Source organism: Methanobacterium sp. BRmetb2, from assembly GCA_003491285.1.
Classification (GTDB): domain Archaea; phylum Methanobacteriota; class Methanobacteria; order Methanobacteriales; family Methanobacteriaceae; genus UBA117.
The window spans coordinates 1,875,670-1,888,325 of record CP022705.1; the positions used below are offsets into that span (position 1 = coordinate 1,875,670).

Annotated in this window: 10 protein-coding genes; 3 read left to right on the forward strand and 7 right to left on the reverse strand. The window is 32.6% G+C overall.

Annotation, left to right across the window (positions count from 1 at the left end):
* Positions 1-52 precede the first annotated feature (52 nt).
* Both CIT01_09415 and CIT01_09420 read right to left on the reverse strand, forming a co-directional pair.
* On the reverse strand, positions 53-1,627 hold the full coding sequence (locus CIT01_09415; GenBank protein AXV38404.1) for a hypothetical protein: 1,575 nt from the start codon (positions 1,625-1,627) through the stop codon (positions 53-55).
* Entirely contained in the window at positions 1,624-3,606 is a 1,983-nt protein-coding gene (locus CIT01_09420) for a methionine--tRNA ligase (GenBank protein ID AXV38405.1), read from the reverse strand. The genes CIT01_09415 and CIT01_09420 overlap by 4 nt, the downstream gene beginning before the upstream one ends.
* Before the next feature lie 499 nt (positions 3,607-4,105).
* On the opposite strand from CIT01_09420, the gene CIT01_09425 reads away from it, so the two are divergent.
* Complete coding sequence (locus CIT01_09425; GenBank protein AXV38406.1) at positions 4,106-5,563, forward strand: DNA primase; 1,458 nt, start codon at positions 4,106-4,108, stop codon at positions 5,561-5,563.
* Positions 5,559-6,524, forward strand: a complete 966-nt coding sequence (locus CIT01_09430; protein AXV38782.1) for a DNA primase — start codon at positions 5,559-5,561, stop codon at positions 6,522-6,524. Before CIT01_09425 ends, CIT01_09430 begins: the two co-directional genes overlap by 5 nt.
* Positions 6,525-6,566: 42 nt before the next feature.
* Here the strand turns inward: CIT01_09430 and cca are convergent, their stop codons facing one another.
* The 5 genes from cca to CIT01_09455 all read right to left on the reverse strand — a co-directional run bounded on the left by cca (position 6,567) and on the right by CIT01_09455 (position 11,552).
* The gene (gene cca, locus CIT01_09435; protein AXV38407.1) at positions 6,567-7,955 is read right to left on the reverse strand and encodes a CCA tRNA nucleotidyltransferase; all 1,389 of its coding nucleotides are present in this window, start codon (positions 7,953-7,955) and stop codon (positions 6,567-6,569) included.
* A gap of 85 nt (positions 7,956-8,040) precedes the next feature.
* Positions 8,041-8,595, reverse strand: coding sequence for an RNA 2',3'-cyclic phosphodiesterase (locus CIT01_09440; GenBank protein ID AXV38408.1), 555 nt, complete (start codon positions 8,593-8,595; stop codon positions 8,041-8,043).
* A 4-nt stretch (positions 8,596-8,599) separates the two neighbouring features.
* Entirely contained in the window at positions 8,600-9,541 is a 942-nt protein-coding gene (locus CIT01_09445) for a hypothetical protein (GenBank protein ID AXV38409.1), read from the reverse strand.
* 77 nt (positions 9,542-9,618) lie between these two features.
* A complete protein-coding gene (locus tag CIT01_09450; protein AXV38410.1) occupies positions 9,619-10,743 on the reverse strand; it encodes a 3-dehydroquinate synthase II in 1,125 nt (374 codons plus the stop codon).
* A 14-nt stretch (positions 10,744-10,757) separates the two neighbouring features.
* Positions 10,758-11,552 carry a fructose-bisphosphate aldolase gene (locus tag CIT01_09455; GenBank protein AXV38411.1) on the reverse strand — a complete coding sequence of 265 codons (795 nt, stop codon included), beginning with the start codon at positions 11,550-11,552 and terminating at the stop codon, positions 10,758-10,760.
* A gap of 394 nt (positions 11,553-11,946) precedes the next feature.
* On the opposite strand from CIT01_09455, the gene CIT01_09460 reads away from it, so the two are divergent.
* On the forward strand, positions 11,947-12,651 hold the full coding sequence (locus CIT01_09460) for a hypothetical protein (protein ID AXV38412.1): 705 nt from the start codon (positions 11,947-11,949) through the stop codon (positions 12,649-12,651).
* Positions 12,652-12,656 lie beyond the last annotated feature (5 nt).

A 12,656-nucleotide genomic window follows, 5' to 3' on the forward strand; every position in this document is an offset into this window, starting at 1 on the left:
TCGGAGTTTAATATCAATTTAGTTTTATTTCTTATAAATTACATTATCTTTTTTATTTTTTGATAATTTCCAAAAATCTCTCAGCCTTTTTAGATGCAGGTTTTCCAAAAGTCTCCATATTTTTAACTTCAGCCAAAACATCCTGAGAACTAACAGAAAACAGATCAGCTACCTCTTCGGTATTTAAATCTGTTTTAAATTTTAAAACAGCAGCTCCAAATGCAGCAGGATTTGTTCTTAGATGAATACCCTTAGTCTTCTTTTCCATTTTAAATTTTTCAGCTAAAACATTCCGGAAGTTCTTAAATACCGTTATCTTTTCTTCCATATACTTCTTTAAAATATTTGTAGTAAACTCATCAAAATCATCAAATGCTTGGAGCTGATTACGATCTAAATTGGGTCTAAGATAGGGGAAAGGACCGGAATATTTGCTTCTACGATCATAAGAGGTAGTCAGATAATATTTACCAATATCCCATAAAATTAAGGTTCTGGGAATTTCAATAAACAGCTTCTTTTTAAGATTTTTTCGTTTTTTTAATTCTCTGGCAAGTTCCAAGTCAAGTGTTCCTTCAGAATTCATTAAACCATTTTTCATTAAAATTTTTCTGAAATGTTCTTTTTTTAATATATTTTGGTCTTCTTCTGATTCGGTAAGATTAACTAGGTCTTCTGCTTTTTTTTTAGACTGGTCATATAAATTAATTTTATTAATATGGTTAAGAAGACCTTTCATTATCTCTTTGATACTTTTTTCAATACTATTTTCTGCAAATTTTACGTAAGCCAGTGAAAGTGAGGTTCGTGTGTGTTTATCATTGATTATAGATGGTTTTTTACGATGAAACTGTAAAAATTCTATTCGAACATTGGAACCATATTTTCTTTGCAGTTCCTTTTCATAATTTTCTCCATCATCCGCATCTAAACTAACCCTTTTTCTAATCCACCGGTCATCTTCTAACACTCTTATTACTAAAGAAACAGTTTTAATAGCTCCTCTTTTTTCATGTTTCAAGATATTGACGATTTTTTTGTATGCATCTCTGCCCAATGGAGATAAATCTGACATCTTAACCATATAATCTCCGGATAGTGGCAAATATTCTAGCATGTCCAGTCTGGAAACACCATTAACGTTTTTTTCAAGATTTAAACTAATAGATCCACATTCACATTTAACTGGATCTGAAATAATAAGGGATATTTCATGTCCTTTATACTTCTTTCCACATGAATCACAGTTGATTATAAAGGATTCTTCTAAGTGGCCAATGGCTATTTTATGAGAGGATATTGATGAGTTGATACGGTCTAAAATATTTTTTTTTGCAGCAGCTTTCATTCTAAAATATTGGTTATGACGAGTTACATCTTGTATGTCTTCAACTAGAATTTCGCCTACTGTAGGTGGTCCGAATCTGGCCAGTGATCGATAGGGGGCTTTATAACCCTTTAATTCCATTAATTCTTTAAATTCCTGTAATTTATCTAAATTAATTTTAAAGAACTTAAAAATTTGAATAAAACTGCTAAAATCAACTATTTTTTTTGTATTTAATTTTTTGCGTTTTATTTCATCAAGAAATTTTTCAGCATCCACTATTAATACTGATTCGTTCATTTTATTTTTTCACCAATCTCAGCGTTTTTGGATGTAAGTATACTCATATTTTTCTCAGTAGCAAGTATCATTCCTTCAGATTTTATACCAAATAGTTTGGCTGGTTCCAGATTAACCAGTACAATGACTTTTTCGTTTAGAATGTCCTCAGGGGAATAATTCTGTGCAATTCCAGCTACCACTTGTAAATTTTTATCTTTAATATCCACCATTAATTTAAGGAGATTTTTTGAACCTTTAACTGATTCAGCACCTATTACTTTTCCTACTCTAAGATCTATCTTCGCAAAATCATCAATGGTAATAATATCTTTCATTTCAAATCTACCTTCTAAATTTTTGTAAAGCATTTCTTTCTGCTTTTGTATAACTTCATCATCTATCTTGTTAAATAGAGGTTTTGGCTTTTTGATTTCATGACCATGAGGAATTAAATCACTTAAAATATCCCATTTTTTATCTTCAACATTTAAATTCATGGTTTCCAATATTTTTTGAGATTTAGTGGGCATATAAGGGGTGAGCATAACTGCTAAATTTTTAGCAAGTTGGTTACATAAATACAAACAATTTGAAGCTACTTCTGGGTTGGATTTAACTGTTTTCCATGGTTCCCGGTCATTAAAATATTTATTTCCTTGCTTTGCAAGTTTAATAATTTCAACCAGACCTTCTCTAAACTTGTAATTTTCTATGTAATTAGATACGGTTTTTGGAGTTTCTTTAATCTTTTTTTCAAATTCTAGGTCAATTTCATCCAATTCAAATACTTCTGGTATTTTTCCATTGAAGAAACGTTTAGTAAAGGAGAATGTACGATGCAAGAAGTTTCCAAGCACATCTGCCAGTTCATCATTAACTCGCCTCTGGAAATCGTCCCATGAAAAATCAGTGTCCCGGGTTAGGGGAGCATTTATCACTAAATAATATCTTAAAATGTCCGCTTCAAAATTTTGGAGAAAATCAGATGCCCATATAACCCAATTTTTACTGGTTGACATTTTACTACCCTCTAATGAGAGATATTCTCCAGCTACAATGGCATCGGGCAGTTTACACCCATAACCCATTAGAAGGGCCGGCCAGAATATGGTATGGTGATAAATTATATCTTTACCTATAAAATGTATAACTGAATCATCCCAGTACTCTCTCCATGAAGCGTTGTTATCATGTGCCCACTTAGCAGCTGAAGAGATGTAACCGAGGAAGGCCTCTCCCCATACGTATATGATCTTACCTTCAGCACCATCCAGTGGAACTGGAACCCCCCATTCCATATCTCTGGTGAGTATCCAATCTTTTAAACCCTCTTTTATCCACTGTAATGCATAATTTTTAACATTTGGAGGGAGTTTATCATTTTCTTCAATCCAATTCTTCAACTCATCCTGGAAATGGCTGAGTTTGAAGAAGTATTGTTGGGATTCTCTTATCTTTGGGGTGGAATTACAGATCAAACATTTAGGTTCCAGTAATTGGATGGGTTCCAGATGTCTGCCACAAGTTTCACAGTGGTCACCTCTAGCACCCTCTCCATTACAGTGGGGGCATATGCCTTCAACATATCTATCTGGCAGGAATCTTTCACATTCCTCACAATAAGGCTGTTTTATTATTTTTTCATATATGTATCCCTTTTCATAGAGTTTTAAAAAGAAGTTTTGGGCAATTTCATAGTGCAAGGGGTCAGAAGTTCTGGAAAAATTATCAAAAGATATACTGCAGGCATCAAGGTCCTCTTTGATCATGTTGTAGTATCTACCTGCTACTTCCAGTGGAGATTTTTTTTCTTCTTCGGCCCGAACTGCAATAGGGGTGCCGTGTTCATCAGTAGCACACACAAAAAGTACATCAACCCCATTCATACGATTATAACGTGCATATATATCGGCAGGTATGTAAGTTGATCTTAAATGTCCTAGATGACAAGGTCCATTTGCATAAGGCAGTGCACACGTGATAAATACTTTATCCAATCAGATTCCTCCTTAATATGAAAATAATATTTAAAGACAATTCTTTTTTTTGTCTATTAGTAAATTTGAAAGCATTTTTTCAAGCTTAACATCAAATATCAAAACAGTAAACTTAAAATGATTTATAATCTTAGATACTTTCTCCTAAAATAACTAGTTAAATTAGATTAATCTAATTATCTATTTAAATTTTAATATAAATCTATAAAATTTGTAAATGAGATTCTCCAATAACTAATTGATTTCTGGGATATTTAAACAGTAGTTTATATGAATAGAATTCTAATTATTAAATGGAGTACTTAAATTCTGTTTTTACATATAATTAGGCATTTATCAATTTTAATATAGATAAAATAGAATTAAACTAATTTTTTACTATCTTAGTTTTATTAAAATCCTTTTTAGAGTAAAATAGGTTAATTTAAGACTATTATTTTACCTTTTAAATGTACTTAAATTGATTAAATATTTTTATAATGATTATCAAATGAGTATTATGGTTTCAGTAGCATTTTTAAATCCTTTATCTGATAAAGCAGAACAGATTGTTCGTGATATAGGGGATTTAAGTAAAATATATGATAAAAATTCGGATTTAATTCATGCTGTAGATACCAGTAAATCCCAAAGTATGTCTGATAATCAAAATATACCTGAAAATTATGTTGAATTAGCAATAAAGCGCATGGAATGGTATATCAAAAAGAAAAATGATAAAAATTATAATTATAAGGATTATGCATTTTTATTTAATAGGGAAATCACACGATTTGATGTTGTAGCATTTTTTATACTGGCCCAGGCCATAGGCATCAAATTTAATTCTAATTCACGGGAATCTAAACTTTTTGTAGATTTACAAGGAAACATAATTGAGGAAAGGCTGGAAGAACTTTCAATAAGTGAGAGAAGAGATGTTTGTCAGAAAATCTTAGATGAATTGATTCTACAGGATAATGTGAAATGGACATTTCTTGAGGAAATATTAAGTTCCAAGAAGATCTCTCTTCATGAACTAATTTTAGATAAAGGAGAAATAATACTGGATAAAGAAGATTTTCTAGAGAGATTTTCAGATAAAATCAGCCACAGAAATCCAGAAAGAATGTACGAACTTTTAATTGGAGATCCAGTTAAGGAACTTATCATGATTAAAATGATAATGCAAAAAACCGAGGATTATGTTAAAAAAGTTAACGAAATGTCACAAAAGGTTGAACCCCACCCATACCTATTAGAAGTAGGTGAAAAAATATCTAAAATTTTATCTGAAAATATTAAATACTACACAACATCTCACGGAGGAATGAAAGGATTCAAATTAAATTCTGAAGCATTCCCGCCATGTATTAAACTTACATTAAATGGGGTTGAATCTGGAAATCGTAACGATGCCATTGTTCTTCTTTTAACTTCATTTTTATCTTATGCAAGACTTTATCCATCTATATTTCGTGATAATGTAAGCGTCAAAATATCTGACGTAGATCCAGAACTTAAAATAACTCAAAATGAAATATTACCCCTAATTTATGATGCTGCCCAGAGATGTAACCCTCCTCTTTTTGATGATGATCCACAGGAAAAATTGAATATAACGGCCAAGTTGGGATTTGGGGTTCATGAACTGCCTGAAATTAAAAATGAAGGCGAGAGTAAATGGTATACTCCCATGAGCTGTGACAAAATAAAAATTCATTTACCAGCTCTTTGTAAGCCGGATAAAACCTGTAAAAAGATTGGTAATCCTCTTTCATATTATAAAAGTAAGTCATGGCAATTAAATAAACAAGGAGATAATAAAGAAAAATCATCTAAAGATAAAGATAAGAACAATGTTGATAAAAGTAAATCCGACCAAGATAATGTTAATAAGGTTATAAATCCAAGTCCTGATAAATCAGTTAAGAATACTAAAGAAGCAGACACACTAAACGGAAGTGATTTCAATTAACGAGCCAGCAACATTGCAGGAACGTCGAAGATATTATAGGGAAGAATGGAATGTAAAGAAACTTCCGGATTTTATCAAGGAGGGGATGGAACAACGTGAATTTGGATTTGATCATCTTGGAAAAGGACCAAATGATCGCTACCGTATTTTCCGTTCTTTAGAATATTTAAAACGATTTATGAGATATAAATCCCCATTTGCAGCGTACTGTTCGGTGGCTTTTTATGATAAACCATTTAAAAGGGCAGATTGGATCAAATCCGAACTTATTTTTGATGTTGATGCCAAGGACATCCCAATTCGAACTTGTATGTGTGATAATGTATGTGAAGTTTGTTTAGGTGAGGCGAAAGAAATTGTTTCTGGTTTAATAGATACTTTAAAGGGAGATCTGGGTTTAAAAGATATTCACGTTATTTATTCTGGGAGAGGTTATCACTTAAGAGTTCTAGATGAAACTGTAATGAAAATGGACAGTGATATCAGGGCGCAGATATTGAAATATTTAGTGGGCAGTGAAGTTCCAAGAAGTGAATACGGTACTGAAGGAGAGAAATATCAACTGGAACACTTTTCCATACCTTTTGGTTACCCAAAAGTATTCACCCAACGTTTCAAGTATGCAGTCCTGCATTTAACACCCAATATTGAAATGGAAAACATCAGTCCTGCTCTTTTTAAAAAGGTTTTAAAGAATAGGACATATCTACTAACTGATGAGTGGGGTTTATTTAGAAAAAACATCGGGCCTATAAATTATAAAAAATTAGTAAAAGAAATAGGTGCTTTAAATATGGGTTTAGTAGATGCAAAAGTATCAATTGATCTAAAACGGATATTAAGACTTCCCACATCTCTACATTCTAAAGTCAGTATGAAATGTATGGAAGTGCAAAATATTGAAAAATTTGACCCATTTAAAGAAGCAGTACCTAAATTTGTTTATGAGAGAGATGATTGAATCTGCTATTGAAATTTGAAAATTTATTTTAAGGAATGGTTATTATCTCCAAATATTCTCGCTTTTGTTTAGATATTCATATAAAAATTTTAGTGAGGAATCATCACATTTTGGGGAGCTTATGAAGTTTTGAACATCCACGATCTCAACGTTATCTAAAATTTCTTTTTTTACATGTTTTCCTAATTTGAGGTAGTTAATTTTTTCGGGGGTTAAGATAGCTTTTAATAGAGACTTTACATCATTATATTCTCTTTTAATATCCACAGTCCACTGTTCACCATTTATCCATGCTTTAGATCCGTATTTATCCAAGAACCTTTTTTGATGATCTTTTGACCAAATAAAAGGTCCTAAATGTTTTTTTATTGTGGGCAGTTCCCATACTAACATTTCCAGTAATATTATTGCAAGTTCTGTCTGGTCAGTCCAGTTACTACTACCATAAACATGGAAATCTTCTCTTTCTACAATTTTTCTTAAAGAATTTTCAGTTTTTTTAAGTTGAGGATAAACTGCATCTGCAGGGACTGATGGTGGTGTAAATGTTAAAAGAAGGGTTTTTGTCCCTCTTTTCGTAAATCCATTTTTTACAATATCTGCATCGTATTTTATAATTTTTTTTGAAAAAAATTCGGGGTTAGGCTTTTTTATAAAATTTCTAGAAGCAACAACAAACTCAGCCATTTTTTGAGTGGTTAATGCCGCAGCCACATTTCTGTTTTTATCCACAGGGTCAATAACTATTAGGGGTTCAGTAAAACCAGTTCCAGTATTAAATTTTTCAAGGTCAATTATATATCCTTGATGCCAACTATCTGCAGCTGCCTTTAATACAATATTAAATGAACCATAATAAATTATCAAAAGTTCGCATAAGTACCCGGCAAATCCGCCAACCTTAAATTCAGAGCCGTAAGTGGCTATCGATTCCATGAACTTTTTGAGGAGAATAACTTCGTCTTTTTGTTCTTCTTTTAAATTCTTTTTTACGTATTCAGTATGTAAAATGGTCCTATCCACAGCTGATTTAAGTTCACCAGCATCTTTTATAGAATAACAAGGAACAAAATCGATTTCAAATCCATTAATTAACCCGGTTACATAAGGATGAGATGCATATCTAAGTTCATACTCCCCTCCCATACTTTCGATACATTTGTGACCTAAAAATAGACCCTTCTCTTTGAGTTCTGCTTCATCTGTCCTTAACGGAAATTCTATAAATATATCAATATCGGCTTTACCAGCCAGCCAGGTATCTTTGGCTACAGATCCTACAAGTGCAGATTTGGCATTTATACTGTTATTGGCTGCTATTTCATCAATTATACTAATTAGTTTAACTGCCAACTCATTAACTTCATGATATTCTTTTTGGTCAGGTTTTATTTCTTTCAAAATTTTGTGATAGTCAATTTTTTCAGACATAATATCAATTATATTTAGTTTTAAAAAAATAGGCTATAAATTTATGTAAATAAAAATAAATTTGATTTGATTATCAAATAATAGCTCATTTAGTTAGTTCAAACTCTTTTAAATCAGTGTAAATAGGGCCAGATGGTGTTAATTCGCTTTTTTTAAGGATTAATCTATCAACCTTCATGTTGCCAATTTCAACTTCATTTAACTCTTCAATTTTAGTAACTAAATCTTCCTTGTTTTGGGCTCCTTTCAATCTTCCAATGGTCAGGTGAGGGATATAACTTCTCTCCTTTTTAAAGCCCATTTTTACAAATTCTTCGTCAAATCCTTGCAACATTTTAGAGAATAATTCCGGGTTTTCGACTCCTAACCATAAAACTCTAATATATCTTAAATTGGGAAAAACTCCCATTCCCTTTATAGATAAATCGAAAGGTTCAAATTCTGATACTTTATTTTCTGTTGCTTTTATTATTTCGTCCTGTTTTTCTTGATTAATCTCACCGAAAAATTTGAAAGTAAAGTGAAGATTTTCTCCTTCCACTAATTTTAAAGGAGCTTCTGTTTCCATCAATTTTTTCTGCAAGCCAACTACTTTTTCAACAAGATTTTCATCGAGATCTATCCCCAAAAATGTTCTCATAAAATCACCTCTTTGCAAGAGTTTTTATTCGATTAAGACTTTCTTCTGGACTTTCAATGGTGTTCAACATATAAACTTCAAGTTTTGAGAATATTTCCCCAAAGAATGCTTTGCGGAGATTAATTTTATGTTCACTGGTAACGAGTTGGTGGGGATTGCAAAAATTTTCATTTATCATGTAATCAAGGGCTTCTGTGACATCCAACTTTTCAAAGGGAACATCTTTCTTTTCTCTTTTTAGCAGAATTACGCTTTTTAATGTTGAACTTTCCCGTATTCGTCCATTGAATAAAGTATTAACATCTGCAACTCCTCGTCCCTGTATATCTAATTTAACCTTTTTTACCATAGGAGAAAAACCAGTCCACACATCTGCAAGGTCTTCTCTGATGTATGAATTCTTTTCTGAGGAATATACTACTGTTCCATTGTTAAATAATCTTGTGAAAAACCAGTCATCTGAAATATAGTTAAAATCATTATCCTGAAGTAAACCATAAGTTAAGGTGGTTTTTCCTGTGCCGGGAGGTCCAATTATAGCAATAGAATGGCCCATATAATCTACTACTGAGCCGTGGACTGAATAACGTCGGTGAATTGAATGATAATCCTCAAAAAAGTCAGAAATAGTTGCCAGCGCAATACTTTTTATCCAACCGTAATAATCACAGTTGAGAACTATTGACGTTTTAGATATAGGTTCATAAATCACCTGAAGAGGACCATCATCTTCCACTGCAAAGATCTTGGCATGGGGTCTGACATCTTCATTCATAAATTTGAAATTTTCTTCCCATTCCTCTTTAAAATCTTCATTATCTGTGAGTAGTTTGACACAGGCTCCATGTATATTTGCCTTTCTTTCAAATATAACCCTTCCAGTTAATTCTTGAAAAAATTTCTCCTTTTCTTCAGGATTTATAATTTTCACTTGATATGAAGACATTTTTACCATTTCAAAATTATTTAATTGATTTTAGAGAAGATCTATGAATATCTATCTTTTATTAACAAGGATTAAAGTTATTTCTCTATTATACTCTCTTCTATCGCCATACCAAAGTGTCTGGCACTTTTTTCAAGATAAACCATCACTTTATCACCTATTTCCAACTCAGCTACAGATATGGGAGATCCATCTTCAGCAACTAACCTTATAGTTTCTGCATTCTGCAGTAATGTTCTAAGTTTTATGCCTTCATATTCGGCTTCAATCAGCATTAAGGGTCTTTTTTCAATTTTAACTCGTCCTACAATTGAAGCACGGGTGTTACCCTCTTTGTCAACTGTTAAAATCTCATCACCAGTTTCAATCTCAGAGAGATATTTGGTTTTATTTCCTGGTGTCATTACATATGCATGTACAGGGCCTGCATTAACCCTGAAGGGCCTGGAAGCAACATATTCACTTTCCAATGATTCACTGTGTACTAAAAATAATCCTTTAGAGTAAGAACCAATTAACATACCTTCCCCAATGTTCATCATAGAACAAGTATCAACACATACCCTATCTCCAGTTCCAACCGGGGCTATTTTGGTTATGGTGGCTGGTTTTAATTCAAAATTTTCTGATTCAATCTTTTCAATTAATTCAGCAACCTTTTTTATCTGGGAAAATTCAGTTGGACTTAAAAGGATCCCATCAGTGCCATGTTCCAATGTTTCTAAGGCTACTTTAGCTTCATCATAATCTGAAACGGCAGCTATTATTTTAACATCTTCTTTTTGAAGATCTGCAATTATATTTTCTAGTGGAATTACAGTCCAGTCTTTACCTACCAGTATTAAGTAGTCTGCAACACGGCCCAACTGTGAGGCAAGTTCTTCATGTTTTTTACTTAATATTTCAATGTATGCAGCAACAGTCTTATTTTTTCTTTTAAAACTAGTAATAGCAGCTAAATCCTTTGATTCTGCTAAATCATCTGGAATCTTTAATGTACCGTCGCCTTCACCATTTTTACCTACTAAAATAATATCGGAATCATCTGAATCTGATATAATTGTGATATTGCCTAACTTTTTAATATTATCTACATGAGCAAAGTCCAACACATGATCTACGCCAGATTCTAATGCAGTGGTAATAAAAGATTTTTTCTCGTCCCAGTCTGCATTTTCAGCCATTATCCACGCAAATTTCATATAATATCTTCCTTTTAACTTTGCAAAATTTTAAGAGCTTCTTCCACTTCTAAATTATTGTGAACTATCTCAGATATAGCCCGGGTAGTTTTTTGAGGGGATTTTGCCTGGAAAATATTTCTACCTATGGCAACACCTGCTCCACCAACGTCAACCGAGTTTTTAACCATTTGAAGAAGTTCTTCATCAGTTTCGACCTTAGGGCCGCCAGCAATAACCAGAGGAACAGGACATCCCTCTATTACTTCTTTGAATGAGTCTGGATCACCGGTATAATTAGTTTTAATAATATCAGCACCTAACTCTGCACCCGCGCGAGAGGCAAGTTTCACAACTTCAGGGTCATGTTCGTTTTCTATATTCTTTCCTCGGGGATACATCATTGCAATAAGGGGCATTCCCCAATCATCACAGATTTCAGATATGGTCCCTAGTTTTATTAGCATTTCTGGTTCTCTTTCAGATCCTACATTTACATGAACTGAAACTGCATCCGCACCTAATTTTATTGCTTTCTCAACAGATGTTACCAGTACTTTGTTATTAGGATCTGGACCTAGAGCCGTACTAGCTGATAAATGGATAATAAGACCAATATCTCTTCCATAACCTCTATGACCACTTCCAACCATTCCTTTATGCATCAAAACTGCGTTAGCACCACCACTTGCAACTTCGTCAATGGTCTGTGCCATTTTAATTATTCCCTTCACCGGTCCAATGGAAACACCGTGATCCATAGGTACTATTACGCTGCGCCCGGTTTTCCTGTCGATTATTCTTTCGATCCTGATCTTTTTACCTATCATAAACACCCTCCTTACTTTAAAGAGAAAGTTAGAAGTTTCTTATTATTTGTTCATAAACTATTATGTATTATATATGAAATTTAGCATACAAGGTATAAAAAATGATCTATATTTTCTGGTACTATGTGATATGATTATAATAGCAAAATATCAATTAAATATTGAAAAAGAATTTGAAAACTATACTTTATTTTAACTTTAAATAATATCAATTATTTTTTCATTATAAAAACCATTTTAATCCATCAAATTTTAATAGAGGGTTTATAATTGTATTTTAATTTAAGTATTTTTAATATAGGTATTTCAATATTGATTCTAAATTTTAATTTCAAAAAATTTTCCATAATAAACTTCATTACACAGCCATCACAAAAATATTTCAGGTGTTTGTATGGATTATGAAGAACAATCATTAATTTTAAAAAAAGTTATGGATTTAAAAAATGAGCCCTTGGCAATTTCTTTTACTAATGAAGAAATTCCAACCATTGAAAAACAAAAAATATCCATTTGTAGAGCTTTAAAACTAGCTTCCCAAGGGACTTCATTAGTTATTGATAAAGATATGTCAACATGCCCCGGGGGCAGCATGTATTGCGGTTTTTCCGAGCCAGTTTCCGGCGAACAAAAAAGGAAACTGCAGTGGTTTTTAACTCAAGGTGAAAAGTTATTCAACTCCATAACCACCTTTGAGAGGATGAGAAAATTGACTTCTCCTTTACCAACTGGACTTGCAGAGTACATGGTGATTTCCCCTCTGGAAGAAGCAACAATAAGACCTGATATAGTCCTATTTTTATGCAATCCAGAACAGGCATGCCGTTTAATTACACTGGATACATATTTTGATGGAATACCTCCTAAACAGGAGGTAATAGGTGCTTTATGTCACACGGCCATATCATATTCACTGGTCACTGGTTTTACCAATATATCTATGGGTGATTGGACCGCCCGTAGAAATCAAAAATTTGAATCAGACACCCTATTTTTTACACTCCCCTATGAGAGGATGGATAATGTAATAGCAGCTATACCTAAGTGTTCTGCCGGAAAAGCGGATTTAGTGATTCCTAAAGATTTTCAGCATGATTAAATTAA

What these genes read in the sequence shown, in the direction of transcription:
- CIT01_09415 (AXV38404.1), bottom strand. Translation starts at nt 1,627, where the DNA reads ATGAACGAATCAGTATTAATAGTGGATGCTGAAAAATTTCTTGATGAA.
- CIT01_09425 (AXV38406.1), top strand. Translation starts at nt 4,106, where the DNA reads ATGGTTTCAGTAGCATTTTTAAATCCTTTATCTGATAAAGCAGAACAG.
- cca (AXV38407.1), bottom strand. Translation starts at nt 7,955, where the DNA reads ATGTCTGAAAAAATTGACTATCACAAAATTTTGAAAGAAATAAAACCT.
- CIT01_09440 (AXV38408.1), bottom strand. Translation starts at nt 8,595, where the DNA reads ATGAGAACATTTTTGGGGATAGATCTCGATGAAAATCTTGTTGAAAAA.
- CIT01_09445 (AXV38409.1), bottom strand. Translation starts at nt 9,541, where the DNA reads ATGTCTTCATATCAAGTGAAAATTATAAATCCTGAAGAAAAGGAGAAA.
- CIT01_09450 (AXV38410.1), bottom strand. Translation starts at nt 10,743, where the DNA reads ATGAAATTTGCGTGGATAATGGCTGAAAATGCAGACTGGGACGAGAAA.
- CIT01_09455 (AXV38411.1), bottom strand. Translation starts at nt 11,552, where the DNA reads ATGATAGGTAAAAAGATCAGGATCGAAAGAATAATCGACAGGAAAACC.
- CIT01_09460 (AXV38412.1), top strand. Translation starts at nt 11,947, where the DNA reads ATGGATTATGAAGAACAATCATTAATTTTAAAAAAAGTTATGGATTTA.